Below are 19,682 nucleotides of genomic sequence, written 5' to 3'. Positions count from 1 at the left end.
AAATAAAAATAAATTATTTATGACAGTTAACATACAGTATGTAGGTGTAGATGTAAGCGAAACACTATCGGCTTTTACAGAAGAAAAATTACAAAAACTATTTAACAGATACGATTTTTTAATAAGCGCGATGGTTTATTTTAAGCAAGATGAAAAGCAACATGATTTAGGCAAAATCTGTAACATTGAATTAAGTTTGCCAGGACCAAGAATTTTTGCAACCTCAAACGAGCATAATTTTGAAGTGTCAGTTAGAGAAACCATAAGCGATTTAGAACGTCAACTTAAAAAACGTAAAGAAGTTTATAAAACACATTAATTAATTTTGACAGAAGAAGGTGAAGAAAAAAGCAGATTTATTGCAATTGAATAAGCACTGGAAATAGCAACTACGACTTTTTTTTTTACGATTGAGTAAAACTGTTATTGAATACTCTTTTATTTATGATGATAAGGTTCATTCCTCAAGATAGTAAAGCTTCTATAAAGTTGCTCAATAACAAATAAGCGAACCATTTGATGGGAAAATGTCATTTTAGATAATGATACTTTCCCATTAGCTTTTTTATACACATCTTCAGAAAATCCGTAAGGTCCACCAATAACAAAAACAAGTTGTTTTATACCAGAATTCATATGTTTCTGTAAATAATTTGAAAAGCTAACAGAATTATATTGTTTACCATTTTCATCTAACAAAACTAAAACATCAGTAGTTTTTAATTTTCCTAAAATAAGGGCGCCTTCTTTTTGTTTTTGTTGGGTTTCGCTAAGATTTTTTGGGTTTTTAATGTCAGGAATTATGTCTAAAGAAAAATTAATGTAAAAACTTAAGCGTTTTGTATAACCATTAATTAACGATTGAAGCTCTTTGTTATCTGTTTTGCCTATTGCTATTAGTTTTATAGTCATGTAGCAAAATTAATATTTACTATTAACGAATTATGTATTTAAACATGAAAAATTTAAAAATTTGGTAAATGTAAAATTTAATTTAGCAAATCAATTTCTTATTTTAGCACAAACTATTCTAAAACATGATTACACAAGAACAATTTGATACTGAATTAAAATATATAATTTCTAATGCCATAAGAGAAGATGTAGGTGATGGAGATCATAGCTCGTTAGCATGTATTCCCGATAATGCAAGAGGAAAGGCTAAACTTTTAGTAAAAGATAAAGGCATAATTGGCGGTGTTAATTTTGCGAAGAAAGTATTTGCTTACGTCGACAAGAATTTAAAGTTAGATGTACGTATTGAAGACGGATCAGAAGTAACTTATGGAGATATTGTAATGTTTGTAGAAGGGGCTTCGCAATCCATTTTAAAAGCAGAGCGTACCGTTTTAAACGCTATGCAACGTATGAGTGCTATTGCAACAAAAACAAAAACATTTGTTGATTTATTAGAAGGAACAAACACTAAAATTTTAGATACACGTAAAACAACTCCAGGAATTAGAGTTCTAGAAAAATGGGCAGTAAAATTAGGAGGTGGCGAAAATCATAGATTTGCTTTATATGATATGATTATGCTAAAAGATAACCATATAGATTTTGCTGGAGGCATAACAAAAGCTATAGAAATGACTAAAGAATACCTTACCGAAACGGGTAAAAATTTAGATATTATGGTTGAAGCTAGAAACTTAACCGAAGTTGAAGAAATTTTAAAAAACGATGGTATTTATAGAATACTACTTGATAATTTTGATTACGAAGACACCAGAAAAGCTGTAAAAATAATTGGCAATAAATGCTTAACAGAGTCATCTGGAAATATAAATGAAGCTACAGTAAGGCATTATGCCGAATGTGGTGTAAATTATATTTCATGTGGTGCTTTAACACACTCTGTGCATAATATGGATTTAAGTTTAAAAGCTATAAAATAGTAAGCATTATAAAGACTTATACTTTAATTGGTAACGGCTTTACAATAAAAGATTAAATAATAATAATTACGTGAGCGAATCCATTGAAGATAAATTAGATAAAATTCCTGTAATTAATATATTGGTTCGCTTTTTTAAGCAAATTAAATTACCAGGATTTGAAGGGCTTTCTATTTATGATCTTTTGGAAATGTATATAATTGGCATTGTAAAAGGGGCTTTAACAACACGTGCTAGTGCTATTGCTTTTAGTTTTTTTATGGCACTGTTTCCTTTTTTATTGTTTGTTTTAATTATTATTCCGTATGTGCCTATTGATGATTTTAAAATAGAATTCTGGAATTTCTTAAACTCATTTTTACCACCAAATACCTCCGATTTTTTCTTTCAAAATATCTTTGAAAACATTGATAAAACCCAACGCGGAGGTTTACTATCTTCAGTTTTTGTGCTGTCCATTGCTTTAATGGCAAATGGTGTAAATGCAGTGTTTTCTGGTTTTGAAAACTCATACCATGAACAGTTAACACGCAATGTGTTTAAGCAATACATGTATGCTTTAAGCATAGCATTAATATTGGCTTTTTTGCTAATTGTAACCATTGTGGTTTTGGGATATTTTCAAATTTATGTTGTGCAAGAATTGCTGCATGCTCTAGAAAATAGAGGTTATGAGGTGGAATCTCAAACCGTATTTTGGTTAGATATTGCAAAATATGTGTTTTTTGTAATTATGGTTTATATAGCCACAGCGACTTTGTATTATTTTGGAACAAAAGAAGGAAGGTATTCTAAGTTTTTTTCGGTAGGGGCACTATTTACAACCATACTTATTATTATTTCGTCTTATTTGTTTGGTCTTTACATTGAAAACTTTAGCCAATACAATAAACTTTACGGTTCTATCGGTGCATTATTAATTCTGTTATTTTATTTGTGGTTAAACTCAAATATTTTATTGTTAGGTTACGAATTAAATGCATCTTTGAATAAACTACGAAAACGATGTTAGTTTATGCAGCACTTCATTGATGTAATAATTCCCATTCCGCTTCCAAAGCTATTCACCTATAGCATAACACCTTCTGAATCTAATTTTTTAAGTGTTGGAATGCGCGTTTCTGTACCCTTTGGAAAATCAAAAATATATACAGGAATTGTTTTTAGAATTCATAATGAAGCACCAGCAGCTTATGAGGCCAAAGACATTCATCAAATTTTAGACGATGCGCCCATAGTAAACGAAAAGCAATTACAATTATGGCAATGGATTTCTAAGTACTACATGTGTACTTTAGGCGATGTGATGCGAGCGGCATTACCAAGTGCTTTTATTTTAGAAAGCGAAACGGTAGTTACTAAGCACAAAAAAGCTATTGATGAATCTATTTTAAAAGATGATGAGTTTTTGGTTTACGAAGCTTTACACCATCAATCGTCGTTAAAAATTCATGATATTTCTAATATTCTTGATAAAAAGAATGTATTGCCAGTAATTAAAAGGTTGATTGAAAAAGAAGCAATTACTGTTGAAGAAGAAGTTTACGAAAAGTATAAACCCAAATTGGTGCGTTATGTAAAGTTGCATTCAAACTTTTCATCTGAAAAAGCATTACAAAAATTATTAGAAGATTTAAATCGAGCGCCAAAACAGCGGGATGTTGTAATGACATTGTTTTCTGTTTCAGCAAAAGCTAAAAAACCTGTAAAAGTTTCAGATTTATCAGACGAAAGTGATGCTTCTGTAGCGATAATAAAAGCGTTAATTGATAAAAGAGTTTTTGAAGAATATCATATTCAAACAGATAGAGTTCAGTATTCGGGTGACGATAATGAAGCGACTAAAAATCTTAATGATTACCAACAAACAGCCTTAAAAGAAATAAAAGATACTTTTAAAAAACACAATGTAACATTATTGCATGGTGTAACCTCGTCTGGTAAAACAGAAGTGTATGTAAAGTTAATAGAAGAGGTAATTAAAAACGGGAAACAGGTGCTGTATTTATTGCCAGAAATTGCTTTAACCACACAATTGGTAACACGTTTACAAAATTATTTTGGCGAGCAAGTAGCTATTTTTCATTCTAAATATTCATCACACGAGCGTGTTGAGGTTTGGAATCATGTTTTGCAAAATTCCGCGAAAGCGAAAATCGTTTTAGGGGCGCGCTCATCCATTTTTTTACCCTTTGATAATTTAGGATTAATAGTTGTAGACGAAGAACACGAACAATCCTTTAAACAATTTGATCCTGCACCCCGTTATCATGCGCGCGATACGGCTGTTGTTTTAGGAAATATGCATCATGCAAAAGTGCTTTTAGGTTCGGCAACCCCAAGTTTAGAAAGTTATTTTAATGCAAAACAAAATAAGTATGGTTTTGTTGAATTAATGCATCGATTTAATGATGTGTTGATGCCAGATATAGAATTGGTCGATATTAAAGATAAACTAAAAAAGAAACGCATGAAAGGGCATTTTAGTGATCGATTGATTGAAGAAATGACCGAAACATTAAAAGCAGGGCATCAAATTATATTGTTTCAAAACCGTCGCGGATTTTCGCCAATAATAGAGTGTAAAACCTGTGGGCATTCGCCACAATGTCCAAACTGCGATGTGAGTTTAACATATCACCAATACCGCAATCAGTTGCGTTGCCATTATTGTGGGTATAATTCGGCAATGATGCAAGATTGTATGGCGTGTGGTAGTCAAGATTTAGATAATAAAGGTTTTGGAACTGAGCAAATTGAAGGAGAGGTAAAGCTTATATTTCCAGATTATAAGGTGGCCAGAATGGATTTAGATACTACACGAGGTAAATATGGTTACGAAAAAATAATTACAGCCTTAGAGCAACAGGAAATAGATATTTTAGTAGGTACACAAATGCTTACTAAGGGCTTAGATTTTAGAAATGTTAAGTTAGTTGGTATAATGAATGCCGATAATATGTTAAATTTTCCAGATTTTAGAGCGCACGAACGTAGTTTTCAATTGATGCTACAAGTATCTGGTAGAGCTGGTAGAACAGACGAACGTGGTAAGGTTTTAATTCAAACCTATAATCCACATCATAATATATTGCAGCAAGTCTCTACAAATAATTATATTGAGATGTTTAATGAGCAAATGAACGATAGGTATAATTTTAAATACCCGCCAATTTATAAGCAAATCAAAATTACTTTAAAGCATAAAGATTATAATAGGGTAGACGCTGCTTCCATTTGGTTAGCTAAATCTTTAAGACAAGTATTTACAGAACATATTTTAGGGCCAGAATCTCCACCAATTGCTAGAATTAGAAATCAATTTCATAAAAATATTTTAGTAAAAATTCCCAAACATCAAAGTTTAGGAAAAACAAAAAAAGCTATTATTAAAATAAATAACAGCTTCTTGAGTATAAAAGATTTTCGGTCGGTTAAAGTAATTTTAAATGTCGATAACTTTTAAATTTTAAATATTATTTAAAGCGTCTACAAGTTGTGTCTTTTTATTCCTACTTAAAGGGATTTCATAAGCACCAACTTCAACATTTTTACTGTTAAATCTATCTATTTTATCAAGATTAACAATATAAGATTTGTGAATTCTTAAAAATTTATTTTCCGGTAATTCTTTTTCAAAAGATTTCATAGTAGATAACACTACTAAGCTTGTTTCTTCTGTAACTAGTTTTACGTAATCACCAAGGGCTTCAATCCATTTTATATCCTTAATATAAACTTTACGTTTTTTAAGGTTACTCTTTACAAAAATGTGTTCACCTTCTTCTTCGTTAAAGTCTAAAGTCAATTTGTGTTGCTCTAGGGCTTTATCAACAGAGGTGTTAAAGCGTTCTCTGGTAATTGGTTTGTGTAAATAATCGGTAGCATCGTAATTAAATGCTTTAAAAGCATATTCGGTTTTACCGGTTACAAAAATAATTTGAGGTTTGTTGTTTAATACGTCTAAAAGTTCAAATCCATTTAACACTGGCATTTCAATGTCAAGGAAAATTAAGTCTACTTGATGCGTATTTAAACCATTTTTAGTTTCTAAAGCACTACTATACTCTGCAATTAAGTTTAGAGAGGGGTGATTCTCTACTAACTTAACTATAGAGAGACGTTGTATTGCTGAATCGTCTACTACTACACAGTTTAAAGTCATAACATTTTATATTATTTCGGTTAAGATATCGACAATAGTACAAAAAATTCGGCTAAAAACCAAAAATCATCGGTAAAGTGTTGTTTTTAACATAATTTTAACATTTTAAAAATAATGCTTTTTGCTAAAAAAATAGGAAGACTTATAGTTGTGTAATATAAGGAAATTATTTATTTTTGCAGCCAATTTTTAACAATAAAAACGATTTTTATGAATCATTATGAAACTGTTTTCATCTTAAATCCCGTTTTATCTGAAGATCAGATAAAGGAAACAGTAAAGAAATACGAAGATTTTCTTGTTTCTAACGGCGCTAAGATGATAGCTAAAGAAGATTGGGGACTAAAAAAATTAGCTTACCCAATTCAAAACAAGAAAAGTGGATTTTACCACTTGTTTGAGTACACTGTACCTGGTGAAGTAATTACTCCATTAGAAGTAGAATTTAGACGTGACGAGCGTTTTATGCGTTATTTAACGGTAGCGTTAGATAAACATGCTATTTCTTGGGCAGAGAGAAGACGAGATAAACTTAAACAAAAAGCTTAATTATGTCATCAATAGAACAACAATCTAAAGGAAAAAAAGACGGAGAAATTAGATATTTAACTCCGCTTAACATCGATACAAACAAGGCAAAGAAATATTGTATGTTTCAAAAGTCTGGGATTAAGTATGTTGATTACAAAGATCCAGATTTTTTAATGCGATTTATAAACGAGCAAGGTAAAATTTTACCACGTCGTTTAACAGGAACGTCATTAAAGTATCAAAGAAAAGTAGCTGTAGCTGTAAAAAGAGCACGCCACTTAGCATTGATGCCTTACGTAGCAGATTTATTAAAATAAAATTATCATAACAATGGAACTTATATTAAAACAAGACGTTGAGAATTTAGGATTTAAAGACGATATTGTAACAGTTAAGAACGGTTATGGTAGAAATTTTTTAATCCCTCAAAAGCAAGCTATTTTAGCTACAGTTTCTGCTAAAAAAGTATTGGCAGAAAACTTAAAGCAACGCGCTTATAAAGAAAAGAAAATAGTTGATGATGCAAATGTAATTGCAGAAGCAATAAAAGCATTAGAAATTAAAATACCAGCTAAAGTAGGTACAGGCGATAAATTATTTGGATCTGTAAATAACATTGATGTTGCTGCTGCTTTAGAAAAAGAAGGACAATCAATCGATAAAAAATTCATTACAGTTACAACTGTAAAGAGACTTGGTAAATATACTGCTGTAGTACGTTTACACAGAGAAGTATCTGTTGATTTAGAATTTGAAGTTGTTGCACAAGCATAAACTTTAAAATTATAATATATTAAGCCTCAACCTAGTTGGGGCTTTTTTTGTGAAATTTATAAGATTTCCGTTTTCACGGAAATGAAAAATAGATCTTATTATGAAGTATTCAAGACTTACAAAAGAACAATTTGAAGAATTACATCAAGAATTCATCAATTTTTTAGCAACACAATCTGTTACGGCAGACGAGTGGGAAAATCTAAAAGTGAACAAGCCAGAACTAGCAGAAACAGAACTAGATGTTTTTAGCGATTTAATTTGGGAAGGTGCTTTAAACAAAGCCAAATATTTAGAGCATATTTCGCCACAACATATGTATTTATTTCATTTAGATGAAGATAAAATGCATGCTATTGTTATTAATTTAAAAAACGATATTGATATAACGACCAAAGAAGGTTATAATTGGTTGCGAGACAATTTAATGGACGAAAATGTAGAGTTTTTACAAGCAGATAAAGACTATACCGATGATAAAAACCTAGACAAGTTTAAAATGATTGAACAAGGCGCAGTTATTACCAAAGGTGAATTGTATAATTATTTTGATAAATTGATTAATTAAAATTGAACCGTCATTGCGAGGGGGTACGACGTGGCAATCTGTTTATCGAATAGTAAATTATAGTAATTCATTTTCAATTTAAGAGATTACCATATTTAGCCTACGCTCAGTACAGGCTATTTTTCTGATAAAAAAGCTAATAATGACGTTTTCATTATATATTTTTGTTTAAGCAATGTTTTAATCGTTGTTTTGTCATTCCGCACTTGATGCGGAATCCACATAAAAAGTATTTAATAATTTTAAAGAGATACCTGCCTTCGCAGGTAGTTAATATGGCTCAAAAACCAAGTATTCCAAAAGGAACCAGAGATTTTAATCCAGAGCAAGTCGCCAAGCGAAACTATATTTTTAATACCATTCGTGGTGCTTTTGAAACCTTTGGATTTCAACCTATTGAAACCCCAAGTTTTGAAAACTCAAGTACCTTAATGGGAAAATATGGTGACGAAGGGGATCGGTTGATTTTTAAGATTTTGAATTCTGGGGATTATTTGGAGAAATTTATTCAACTTTTTACTCTTAGAAGCAATTTTCTTTTTGAATCCTTTATAAATGAATATATAATTGGAGAGAAGGATATTATCTCATTTTATGATGCTGAGATGGCAGAATCAGTTTTGTTAGTTGAAAATTTCAAAAAACTTTATGATAAAAATTCTGAATTAAAAGGAAAAGGAAGTGAATATTTTGATGATAAATTCATCACTTCATTTTATGTTTATTTTACAACTAATAAAGATGAAATATTTAATTTTTTATCAAAAAAGAAAGAAACTTCCAAAATAAGAATATATGACAATGAGGATAGTACTGATTTTAATTTTTTCTATACTCATACGTGTAGTTTTTTTTACCAATGGATTGTAATGAATCAAAGTTCTTTAGCAAACATTATTTCAGAAAAAGCCTTACGCTACGATCTAACTGTCCCATTTGCACGCTATGTGGTACAACACCAAAACGAAATAGAATTCCCGTTTAAACGCTACCAAATACAACCCGTTTGGAGAGCAGATAGACCACAAAAAGGGCGTTTTAGAGAGTTTTATCAATGTGATGCCGATGTAGTTGGTAGTAAAAGTTTGTGGCAAGAAGTTGAGTTTATTCAACTTTACGACATTGTTTTTTCAGCTTTAAAATTAGAAGGTGTTACTATTAAAATCAATAACCGTAAAATACTTTCTGGAATTGCCGAAGTTATTGGAGCTAGTGATAAGTTAATTGACTTTACAGTAGCTTTAGATAAACTTGATAAAATAGGCGAGGAGAAGGTGAAGGAGGAAATGCTAAGTAAAGGCATTTCAGAAGCAGGAATTGAAAAATTACAACCATTATTTAACCTTTCAGGGTCTTTTGAATCTCAAATTGAAAGCTTAAAAAGCATTTTAAATACTTCCGAAGAAGGAAAAAAAGGAATTGAAGAATTAGCATTCATCAATACTGCTATTTCTGAATTAGGATTATCAACTGCTACACTGCAACTCGATGTTACTTTAGCACGCGGATTGAATTATTATACAGGTGCTATTTTTGAAGTTTCTGCTCCCAAAAACGTACAAATGGGTTCTATTGGCGGTGGTGGTCGTTACGACGACTTAACAGGAATTTTCGGGATGAAAGATGTTAGTGGCGTTGGTATTAGCTTTGGTTTAGACCGTATTTATTTAGTGCTTGAAGAATTGGGTTTATTTCCAGAAACGGTTACTAAAAATGTTGAGGTACTATTCATTAATTTTGGCGAAAAAGAAGCTCTATTCAGTTTAAAAGCCATTAAAGAATTACGTTTAAAGGATATTAATGCTGAATTATATCCTGATGCTGCTAAAATGAAAAAGCAAATGAATCATGCTAATAAACGTGCGATTCCTTTTGTAGTTTTAGTAGGCGAAGAGGAAATTAACTCGCATACATATACTTTAAAAGATATGGTTTCTGGTAAACAATTTAAATTTTCATTACAAGAATTAATTACTCATATAAAATAAAAAAGCGTCCTAATTTTTTAGGACGCTTTAATAAAGCATAATCTAGTAAATGGTTGATTTGGGTTTTAAACTCAGATTATACTTATCAACTAACTAAAACTAACTCAATTTATTAATACTTTTTTAGAAAGCTTTCCGTATTCTGTTTCTATTTTTAAAATGTACGTTCCAGTTTTCATTTGCGATGCTTTATATCTTAAATAATCGTCGTTTGAATTTATTTCGAATTTGAATAGCGATTGCCCTAAAATATTAATCATTTCAACCGATTCAATGAGTTGAGAATTCGGATTATGTACCACCACATTCATGTCTTCATTAGAAAAATAAACCTCGATAGGGTTTTTATTTGTCTCATCTGTACTTAATGATTGTGATGCTTTTGAGAATGTTAACTCAAAACGGTTTAGATATTCGCCAGTAGCTAAATGGACATTATACTTACTCTCTTTTAAATCGTGATATATGTTCAGTTCTTTATCGTGCAAATAAATAGCCTTATTACTATCTATATTTTCAAGCTCATCAATTTTTATTGTTGCTAAGCCTTCTTTATCAATTTTAATACCTAAGGGTAATATTTGGGTATCATCAAAATTATTTACGGCTTGAATAACAAAGTTTTTGTTGTTAAATATCCAAAATAAATCTTCAACGTTATTTTCAATTAAAGGCGCATCATAACCTTTATCTATATCACTAGTTGCATACGTATCTTCACCAACTAATAATTGACGATGGTAACCCTTAGGGGAGTCAAACATCAATCTTATTTTTTGTCTATCGTCCGAATTGGTTTTGGCAGTACTCGATTTACCTTTTGTACTTGAACCTTTTAAGAATAAAGAAGGATCTGAAGCTTCAGTTTTAAAAGTACGCTGGCTATTTTTAAAAGTAACAATACCTCCTGCATCAGCAGTTACAAAGAATCCTTGACTAACAGGAATATATTGTTGCGGAACTTTAGTTCCAATTTGACCAGAAGCATTAATTCTAGTATCTGTTGATACGGCTTTAATACCACCCATTAAAGTGTACGTTGCGTAACCACCTTGATACTCACGTAAAATGTGTGTGTTGCCAGCAAAATGATCCCAGAAGTATAGTGTGCCATCAATAATATTGGTTGCTGCTCTACCTGCTCCAGCACTAATGTTGTCTAGTATAAACTCGTTGGCATCTATAGCTGATGCGTACGGGTTACCAACTAAATAGTCGTTTCCGGCAGATAGGGTTAATTTTATATCACCATTGTTAGGTTTCCCGTTGAATACATAGTTTTGCTCTTCGGTAAACGATGTTGGACTATTATCAACACCTTTCATAGTGTAACCTTCGCCAGCTAATACAGTCCCCGTATTTTTTACGTGTTGCCATGATGCATAATCATCGGTTAATCTATTGGCGTACTTCCAAACCCAATAGCTTGCAATGCCAACAGGTGTCGTTCCAGGAGTTCCAGGAGCTCCATTATAACCCGTTACAAAATTAATTGGAAGTGGATTAGTAGCTACTGATCCATCATTAAGTATATCGTTTAATGTATAGCTATTATTATTGCTTGTTGTATTACTTAAACCAACAGGTGAGGACCAATAATTATAAGTATACAAATCTTTAGTGCCTTGTTGATCGCGTTCTAGTGTACCAGCACTTGTAACATCTAATGAGCTATCTGCGCCTTGTATTAGTTGAGACTCGCCTTGTAAATCGATTTTACCATCTAATTTTAAATACCAGCTATTGTTTAGCTCTTTATCATTATTAATAGTTAATGTTGATCCAGAATCAATCAATAAACCTAATGTGCTATGACTATTAGATGTGTTTACATCGTTTTTTATAGCTACAATACACCAATCTTTATTGCTTGATATATTTTCAATATCCCATACATTACCATACTGCCAAGTTCCTTCGGTAGACCAAGCTCCATTGTTAGAAGCTTTATAAGGCATTGGTGCTGTTTGCTCTTGAATTGTGGTTATATAGTTTAAATACAATTCTTTATCATATCCTGAATAATCAGAAGTTGTGCCCTTTTTTATATTTGTCATTGGGTAATAGGCTATTAAATTATTCCAAAGGATGGTACTGCATCCCGATATATCTCCAATATTTTTGGGAATAATACTTCCTCTTATGTTTCCAGAGTTATTTTCAATTTCCTGGTATACCATTTGTTGAATTTGATCAGGAATAAGTGCTGTGTTAAATACTCTAACTTCATCTATGTTTCCTTTAAAGTATTCTTTATTACTTACATCTGTTGATAATCTACCTACTTCAAAATCCTCATTAGAATCTTCAGTGTTTTCTATTACTGCTCCTGTATTAGTAACATTAGTAGAGCTTAATAGAGCACCATCTAAATACAAGCTTATTAATCCTGTTGAACTTTTATAAGTTCCTGTAATATGATGCCATTCATCAAAGCTAATAGAACTACAACTTACAGTTGTCTCTGAGTTTCCAGCTGATTTTATTGTAAACTTAGGCGTATTTCCATTTTCTAACCATAATTTACATCCTGTATCTTCTCCTGCAATAACCATATTGGTTGAATTGCCAGCATCAGATTTTATCCAAGCCATTAAGGTTACGTCATTTAAGCCATTAATAAAAGATGCTCTAGATAAATAATCGTCTATTCCATCAAAATCAATAGATGCAATAACTGGGGGGTTAATATCAAATAAATCTCTGTAATCTAAATCTCCTCCAATAGTAGCATCGCTATCAACATCTTCAAATGAATTTGTTAAATCTGCAATATCGCCTACACTTACTTCATCGTTTATATCTAAATAGGCAAAAACTACATCAAAAACATCGTCTAAACCATCATTATCAACATCTAATCCACTCAAAATATTTGCTTGACCATTTTCTTGAATATCAGGTGTTCCATCATTATCCGTATCGCTATCTAAATAATCTTTTAATTTGTCACCATCTGTATCTTCTAAGTTGTTTAAGTCTGTGCCTCCCATGGCAGATTCATAAACGTCATCAAGACCATTGCCATTTGCATCAGTTATACTGCTACTAACATTACTTGGAGGTATGTATCCTATAGTTGGTTGTGCTTCTACATTATCTGGTATTCCATCATTGTCACTATCTATATCTACAGTATCTAAAATATTATCGTTATCAAAATCACATTTAGAACTTACTCCAAAATTGGTTAATCGAGTACTAGTAGTAACTGTCCCAGTTGCTCCGTACAATAAATCGACATGAGAAAATATATCAAATTCCATATATAAATAAAAGTCAGGGTCATTACCTTGTGTTCCTCCATCATGAGGTTCGTCTTCCCAATCTGTAGTTGATCCGGCAATTGTAGGGTCTAACCTATATGTAGTATAACCTGTTGGACCTCCTCCATTAATAAACCCTGCTTGCTCTAAGTTGGTTGTAGCATTTAAATATCCTGTTACTGATGATGTTGAAGTTGATGGATTGAATCCAGCTATTTCGGTAAAATCGTCACCGCTTCTTGTATCAATATCTCTTGATTCTAAAACCATTCCATATAAAATTGCAGGTATACCAATTGGGTTACTTGGAGTTGCTGTTCCTGCTTCTACTAAATCAAAAGAATATGTTATATACTCATCAGTACTAGAATCAAAACCATCTACACGTAATTCATTATTACAATCTACAGTAAATGATCCATTAATAGTTATAATAGTTAAAACGATATCATAATATTGGTTTTGATATAAAAGCGCATTGGAATAAATTACTTTTTCACCAGCTTTTACATCATCTAAATCAGTAGCTGTAAGTAATGAAGCGTTATTAAATTGAATAGTAGCAGAGCACTCATAAGTATCAATAATACCATCGTTATCATCATCTATATCAACTGAATCAGGTACGCCATCTCCATCAGAGTCTTGGGCGTGTGTTGTATAAGAAAATAAAACAAATACAATCAGTACTTTAAAAAGTATAAAATTTCTCATAAGCAGGTTAATTTAGTTGGGGCTAAATATTTAACTGTCAATAGCTTGTAAAAACAAATGTAAGTAATTATTTTTAAAAACATCGATAAAAAGCATAAAAAATCGTTTAAATGATTTTTTATGAAATAAAAGAGCCCTAAATTAATTCAGGGCTCTAACAAAGCATAGTTAAGTAAAAAATAGATTTGGGGTCTACACTTCAACTATTTTATTAATATTTTTTTAGAAAGTATACTATTATCTGTTTTCATTTTTACAATATAAACGCCTGTCATTATACTTTTTGTTTTGTGTTCTATGTAGTTTTTAGAAGATTTACTATTAAATTCATAAATAGATTGCCCTAAAATATTGTAAACACTTACAGACTCTATATATTTTAAATCTGGGTTGTGCACAATAAAGCTTTCTTTTTCGTTAGAAAAATAGACTTCTAGGGTCGTGTTTTCAAAATCATCAGCTCCTAAAGCTTTTGATGCATTGGTAAAAGTAATTTCGAAACGACCTGAATACTCGCCTGCTTCTAAATAAACTTCGTAATTACTTTGTTTTAAATCATGATAGGTATCTAATTCTTTATCATGTAAATAAATATCAGTTGTATTTTCAATATTTTCTAAGGCGTCAATTTTTATAGTTGCTAAACCTTGTTTGTTAGTTTTTACACCTATAGGAAGTGTTTGGTCTTCATTAAAATTATTAACCGCTTGTATTATAAAATTAGCACTACTAAACTGCCAATACATATCCTCATCATTAGTTTCAGCAAGTAGGGCATCGTAACCTAAATCGAAATTATTTGAGGCATTAGCATCTACTCCAACTAGTAATTGACGATGATATCCGTCTGGTGAGTCATACATTAATCTAATTTTTTGCCGTGTATCTGTGTCTTGATTTTTGGCAGAAGACTTAGTTTTAGATCCGTTTTTAACAAACAGTGATTGTGCAACACTTTCTTTCATAAAAGCACGTTGGCTATTTTTAAATTGAACACTACCACCAGCTATTGGTTGGGTTAAGCCGGTTAAACCAGCATCAGCAATTGATGACACAAAAAAGCCTTGTCCAACGGGAATATATCTTCTAGGGAGTCTTCCGGATGACGCTCCAGAAGCATTAATTCTGGCGTCATTAGAAATAGCCATAGTACTACCCATTAATGTATATGTAGCATATCCACCCTCATAGTTTTTTAAAACATGCGTGTTGTTGGCAAAATGATCCCAGAAATACAATGCCCCATTAATAACGTTGTCTGTATTACCTGCTTTACCGCCATCGGCAGCACTAATGTTGTCTCTAATAAACTCGTCGGCATCCATTGCTGATGGGTATGGGTTGCCCATTAAATATTCGTTTCCTAAACCTAGTGGCAATGTAAAATCTCCATTATTTGGTTTGCCTCGTAATATATAGTTTTGGTCTGGTGTAGCAGTACCTGGGCCTTTCATGGTAAAGCCTTCTCCTGTATTTAATGTTCCAGTGCTTCTAACATGTTGCCATAAAGCGTATTCATCAGCAGTTAAGTTGGTGTATTTCCAAATCCAGTAGTCTGCAATTGCCGGCGAAGTATTACCATTATATCCAGAGGTTAAAAAGGTAACATTGGTAAATATATCATTTAGTGTATAACTATTATTATTTGTTGTAGCATTACTTACACCAACAGGTGAACACCAATAGTTATATAAATAAGTATTAGAATTTCCTTGTTGATCTCTTTCTAAAGTTCCAGAACTAGTAAGATTTAAATCGCTACCATCTGTTTGTATAAGTTGAGATTCGCCTTCTAAATCTATAGTGCCATCAAGTTTTAAATAATGGGTAACAGTTAAACCTATACCATCGTTTGATGCTGTATCTCCATTAACTTGTAAGTCGCCACTATTTATAATTAAGCCTTGTACAGAACAATCTCTTGATCTCACACCAGTTGGTGATGCGCCTAAATATATATCATTATTAATCTCAACAATATTCCAATCAATTGGTGTTGTGCCATCAATAATAGAAAATGTATTTGGCAATGTTTGTACCGTATTATTTAACCAAGTAGCATCTGCATCCCATGAACCAGCTGCTTGCGATTCGTAAGGGAATGGTGCAGTTTGGTAATCTACAGTATCTAAATTTCTTAAGGCTCCTTGATGATTATTACCAGACATATCGTTTGTGTTTGTGTAAGTGTACACAGACATTGGGTAATATCCAGCTAAACTAGACCAAGGAATAGATGCTATTTCATTATTTGTAATGGTTGTAGGGATTATATCTCCTTGTATTAGCGTTGGTGTTGGCACTACACTAGCATCTATGATTTCTTGATTCATAATATAACGTAGCTGATCTACTGAAAGGGCAATATCCCACACGCGTACTTCATCTATATTTCCTGCAAAATAATCTGTTGTATTTGGGTCGTAACCATCTGCAGCTGCAATTAGAAATTTTCGAGACGTTGCAACTGGGGCTGCTAAGGATGATGCAGAGGTATCTGCGACACCATCTATGTATAAAGTTGCAGTACCACTATTATAAATTACTGCTACTTGATGCCACTCGTTTTCTGGTATAGCAACAGATGATGTTAGTTCTGATGCACCACCATTTAGATTGAATTCCAATTCTCCAGAGCCATTAATTCTAAAATCGTAGCCTTCAGTGTTGGCTGCATCTCTTTTTGAAACAATCGAAGCATTTATAGCTCCAGTATCTCTTTTAATCCATGCAGAAATTGTAAATGTATTAGTGTTTAAATCTAAGTTGTCTTCAACATCAATATAATCAACTAAGCCATCAAAATAAACAGAACGCTCAACTATTACTTGAGGAGCATATCCAAAAGTAATGTATTTTGTAGCATTAAAATCGTAATCTGTTTCTAAGTTTCCACTTCCGTCTGGAGTTAATACTCTATAATCTGCAGTAGGGTCAAAAACTGGTGTATCAGAAATAAACATTAAATAGCTTCCTGGAGGCGTAATATTCCTTATTGCATTTTGTGGAATTCTAACTTTGCAAGAAGGAATATCACCACCATTTTCAACAACTTTCCAGATGCGTTGCATACCTGTAAATGAAACAGGAGTAGTTAACCCTCCAATTCCAGCACTCATGTCTACACTTATTATAGATGCCGCTAAGTTTAAATCAGCTCCATTATTACCCCAAGTTAAAAATTCTTTATCGTTTGTAAATGTATTTGTGTTTAAATTATTTGTGTTATAAAGATCTGATATACCTATGGTTAGTATACCCTCAATTAGTCCAGTTCCGTCTGTAGCATTATTAATACTACTAGATTGTTTTTGGTTTAATTTAGATTTATCATCACGACCAATACCAGCTATGTCATAATTATAACCAGAGTTGGTAGACTGATCCCATATAACAGTTCCATCACTATTTACATAATCTTGAGAAGTCCCATTAACACCTAAAGTTATACCATATTTTATAGCTAAATAAGATTGTATTCTATTTCGTTCTTGAGTTAAGTCTGCATCACTTTTACGAGATGAGTAGGTGATTATTTCGGCTACTCTACCGTCAAGACTAGCTCTCCAACCTTCACTACGTCCAATCCAAAATTTGCCATCAGTAATTGTAGCCCAAGCTGCAGCATCAGATGTTGTGTCTACTTTATCTATGGCGTTGTAGTATAATTCTTGACCATTATTAGCAACATTATGTCTTGTATTGATTATACCTGCATTTGTATAAGTAGCAGAACCAGTTTCTGCAACACCAAATCCAGAGTTAACTCCACTAGATAAAGCACGTGCATAACAAAAAACCTCACCACTAAATCGTTGTGAATATGCACCAAAACCAATTCCAGTACCGTCATTTTGAGTTGCGGAAGGGTTCGAATCTGAACAAAAAATATCCATGCTACCAAAACTTGAATCTACGGTAACATTAGGAATTACAACCATGAAAACCTCGTTGCTGTAAAAGCCTGAAGTACCTTCTAGATATTCTTGAGGTAATTGCGTATAGTCATAACTACTATCTGATACAGTAGATAAGTTATCAAAATTAACAACGGGGTTAAAGTTTATATTTTGGGTTGCATTATCATAGTACGTAGGTTCTTGACCAGCAGTATTAACAGTAGCATCTGCACCATTACCTTGATCAGACCAAAGACCCACACTCTGACCATCAGTATAACTCAATCCATCATTACCTTTTAACCATAAACCTAAACTTGTATCCACACCTCCAGGCGCTAATATATTTGTACCAGTACCTTGAATATTAAAAGTGTATGGATTTTCTGCATCAGTTGGATCATTATTCGCAATAGAAACTGTAGCGTTTTTTACTCCTAAAGTAGTAGGATTAAAAGTTATTATAAAAGTAGTACTACTACTTGCAGCAATTGGAGTTGAGGGTACTGTAGTTACTGTAAAATCTGCAGCATTTGCACCTCCAATTTGTACTAGTGGTGCACCTGTTAAAATTAAGTCAGATATAGTTCCTAAATTATTAATAGTAAAAGTATTTGCATTTGTACTACCAGTTATATTAACATTTCCAAAATCAGTATCATTTGTAGCTGAGGGGATATTAGTTAACAGTAAATCATGGGGTATGCTATTACCATTTCCAGTGATATCTATTTCTTGTAATGTGGTTGTACCAGTACCTTGTATGTTAAAAGTATATGGATTTTCGTCCGAATCATCGTTTGCTATGCTCACTGTAGCAGTTCGTGAGCCCGAGGCACTTGGATTAAATGTAATAGTAAATGTTGTACTACCACTAGCTGCTACTGATGCAGATGGATTTGCTGTAACTGTAAAATCTGTAGCATCTGCACCACCAATAACTACTAAAGGACCACCAGTTAAGTTAAGTGTACCTGTACCTGTATTTTGTATTGTAAAAGTATTTGCATTTGTACCAATAGAGATATCAACATTTCCAAAATCGGTATCGTTTGTTATAGAAGGGGTGTTAGACAATGTAGGGTCGTTTACTATATTGTTTCCAGCACCTTGAATATTTATTTCTGGAGTTGGGCCTAAAACAGCAGTTAAAGCAATATCATCAATAGCCATGTCACTTTGGTAGCTACTCCCTCTTACTCCTCTGAATCTAATTTTTATTGTGCTACCAACATAAGGAGTTAAATTAAGGTTTATTTGTGTCCATGAATTACCTTGATCTCCAGATAAAGACCATAATGATGTTGGATAAGTAGAGCCATTATCTGTACTTAACTCAACATGTAATGTTCCCATACTTGGACCAAGCATGTGATACCAGAAAGAAAATTGAGCAGAAGACGCACTTGTTAAATCAAAACAAGGGCTTTCCAGATTTGCTGTATCTCCAGAGCTTCTTGGGCTAGAAGCTTCAGTATACATATAATATATCCCTCCATTAGCAGTTGTTGGTCCAGTACCTCCAGAACCAGTTGGACCACTTAAATTTGTCCAATCAAAGACATCACCAGCATCTTGTGTCCAAACTCCTATTCCAGACTCAAAGCCTTCATTATATGGATATGTAGTTATTGGTGCTGTTACACATGTTTGTGAAATCGTACTTGTTGAGAGTAATACACTTAAAATAAGTATACTAGACCTTATTAAAAAAGTAATTTTTTTCATAAGAGGTTAAATTTTAGCTTGGGACTAATTATTTTAATGGTCAAACATACATTAAAACTCTATGAAATGCAAAAAAAATCGTTGAAATGCATTATTTGTTTCTAATCAATTGATTATAAGTGTATTAATATTTTTATATTTATTATGATTT

13 protein-coding genes are annotated in these 19,682 nt (G+C 32.3%); 9 read left to right on the top strand and 4 right to left on the bottom strand.

The window, feature by feature from the left end:
- Positions 1-19 precede the first annotated feature (19 nt).
- The gene (hpf, locus tag RG22_RS02470; protein ID WP_034040577.1) at positions 20-319 is read left to right on the top strand and encodes a ribosome hibernation-promoting factor, HPF/YfiA family; all 300 of its coding nucleotides are present in this window, start codon (positions 20-22) and stop codon (positions 317-319) included.
- A 119-nt stretch (positions 320-438) separates the two neighbouring features.
- Here the strand turns inward: hpf and rlmH are convergent, their stop codons facing one another.
- Positions 439-912: a 23S rRNA (pseudouridine(1915)-N(3))-methyltransferase RlmH gene (gene rlmH, locus RG22_RS02465; protein ID WP_034040574.1), complete on the bottom strand. Its 474-nt coding sequence runs from the start codon at positions 910-912 to the stop codon at positions 439-441.
- A 125-nt stretch (positions 913-1,037) separates the two neighbouring features.
- On the opposite strand from rlmH, the gene nadC reads away from it, so the two are divergent.
- The 3 genes from nadC to priA all read left to right on the top strand — a co-directional run bounded on the left by nadC (position 1,038) and on the right by priA (position 5,364).
- Positions 1,038-1,898: a carboxylating nicotinate-nucleotide diphosphorylase gene (gene nadC / locus RG22_RS02460; protein WP_034040572.1), complete on the top strand. Its 861-nt coding sequence runs from the start codon at positions 1,038-1,040 to the stop codon at positions 1,896-1,898.
- A gap of 70 nt (positions 1,899-1,968) precedes the next feature.
- A complete protein-coding gene (locus RG22_RS02455) occupies positions 1,969-2,910 on the top strand; it encodes a YihY/virulence factor BrkB family protein (protein ID WP_034040570.1) in 942 nt (313 codons plus the stop codon).
- Positions 2,911-2,913: 3 nt separating this feature from the next.
- Positions 2,914-5,364 (top strand): replication restart helicase PriA, encoded by a 2,451-nt coding sequence (gene priA / locus RG22_RS02450; protein ID WP_034040568.1) that lies wholly within the window; start codon positions 2,914-2,916, stop codon positions 5,362-5,364.
- Between the two features lie 3 nt (positions 5,365-5,367).
- Here the strand turns inward: priA and RG22_RS02445 are convergent, their stop codons facing one another.
- The gene (locus tag RG22_RS02445) at positions 5,368-6,063 is read right to left on the bottom strand and encodes a LytR/AlgR family response regulator transcription factor (RefSeq protein WP_034040566.1); all 696 of its coding nucleotides are present in this window, start codon (positions 6,061-6,063) and stop codon (positions 5,368-5,370) included.
- A gap of 210 nt (positions 6,064-6,273) precedes the next feature.
- Between RG22_RS02445 and rpsF the strand changes: the two genes are divergently transcribed.
- The 5 genes from rpsF to hisS all read left to right on the top strand — a co-directional run bounded on the left by rpsF (position 6,274) and on the right by hisS (position 9,924).
- Positions 6,274-6,612: a 30S ribosomal protein S6 gene (rpsF, locus tag RG22_RS02440; protein WP_034040564.1), complete on the top strand. Its 339-nt coding sequence runs from the start codon at positions 6,274-6,276 to the stop codon at positions 6,610-6,612.
- Positions 6,612-6,911, top strand: coding sequence for a 30S ribosomal protein S18 (rpsR, locus tag RG22_RS02435; RefSeq protein WP_204244201.1), 300 nt, complete (start codon positions 6,612-6,614; stop codon positions 6,909-6,911). Before rpsF ends, rpsR begins: the two co-directional genes overlap by 1 nt.
- A gap of 13 nt (positions 6,912-6,924) precedes the next feature.
- Complete coding sequence (gene rplI, locus RG22_RS02430; protein ID WP_034040561.1) at positions 6,925-7,368, top strand: 50S ribosomal protein L9; 444 nt, start codon at positions 6,925-6,927, stop codon at positions 7,366-7,368.
- A gap of 100 nt (positions 7,369-7,468) precedes the next feature.
- Entirely contained in the window at positions 7,469-7,936 is a 468-nt protein-coding gene (locus RG22_RS02425) for a DUF6495 family protein (RefSeq protein ID WP_034040559.1), read from the top strand.
- Positions 7,937-8,211: 275 nt separating this feature from the next.
- Positions 8,212-9,924 (top strand): histidine--tRNA ligase, encoded by a 1,713-nt coding sequence (hisS, locus tag RG22_RS02420; RefSeq protein ID WP_034040557.1) that lies wholly within the window; start codon positions 8,212-8,214, stop codon positions 9,922-9,924.
- Positions 9,925-10,028: 104 nt separating this feature from the next.
- Here the strand turns inward: hisS and RG22_RS02415 are convergent, their stop codons facing one another.
- Together RG22_RS02415 and RG22_RS02410 are read right to left on the bottom strand one after the other, a co-directional pair.
- A complete protein-coding gene (locus RG22_RS02415) occupies positions 10,029-13,904 on the bottom strand; it encodes a LamG-like jellyroll fold domain-containing protein (RefSeq protein WP_052143596.1) in 3,876 nt (1,291 codons plus the stop codon).
- Positions 13,905-14,107: 203 nt separating this feature from the next.
- Positions 14,108-19,531, bottom strand: a complete 5,424-nt coding sequence (locus tag RG22_RS02410; RefSeq protein ID WP_052143595.1) for a DUF8202 domain-containing protein — start codon at positions 19,529-19,531, stop codon at positions 14,108-14,110.
- Positions 19,532-19,682: the final 151 nt, after the last annotated feature.

Source organism: Wocania ichthyoenteri Th78 (assembly GCF_000789235.1).
In the GTDB taxonomy this organism is placed as follows: Bacteria; Bacteroidota; Bacteroidia; order Flavobacteriales; family Flavobacteriaceae; genus Wocania_A; species Wocania_A ichthyoenteri.
The sequence above is the reverse complement of the archived record's forward strand: the minus strand, read 5'-3'. Positions and strand labels throughout refer to the sequence as shown.

Excerpts from the sequence above, each read along its gene's own strand:
- RG22_RS02415 (WP_052143596.1), bottom strand. The coding sequence starts at position 13,904 with ATGAGAAATTTTATACTTTTTAAAGTACTGATTGTATTTGTTTTATTT.
- rplI (WP_034040561.1), top strand. The coding sequence starts at position 6,925 with ATGGAACTTATATTAAAACAAGACGTTGAGAATTTAGGATTTAAAGAC.
- nadC (WP_034040572.1), top strand. The coding sequence starts at position 1,038 with ATGATTACACAAGAACAATTTGATACTGAATTAAAATATATAATTTCT.
- RG22_RS02410 (WP_052143595.1), bottom strand. The coding sequence starts at position 19,531 with ATGAAAAAAATTACTTTTTTAATAAGGTCTAGTATACTTATTTTAAGT.
- hpf (WP_034040577.1), top strand. The coding sequence starts at position 20 with ATGACAGTTAACATACAGTATGTAGGTGTAGATGTAAGCGAAACACTA.
- RG22_RS02425 (WP_034040559.1), top strand. The coding sequence starts at position 7,469 with ATGAAGTATTCAAGACTTACAAAAGAACAATTTGAAGAATTACATCAA.
- RG22_RS02445 (WP_034040566.1), bottom strand. The coding sequence starts at position 6,063 with ATGACTTTAAACTGTGTAGTAGTAGACGATTCAGCAATACAACGTCTC.
- rpsF (WP_034040564.1), top strand. The coding sequence starts at position 6,274 with ATGAATCATTATGAAACTGTTTTCATCTTAAATCCCGTTTTATCTGAA.
- hisS (WP_034040557.1), top strand. The coding sequence starts at position 8,212 with ATGGCTCAAAAACCAAGTATTCCAAAAGGAACCAGAGATTTTAATCCA.
- rlmH (WP_034040574.1), bottom strand. The coding sequence starts at position 912 with ATGACTATAAAACTAATAGCAATAGGCAAAACAGATAACAAAGAGCTT.
- priA (WP_034040568.1), top strand. The coding sequence starts at position 2,914 with ATGCAGCACTTCATTGATGTAATAATTCCCATTCCGCTTCCAAAGCTA.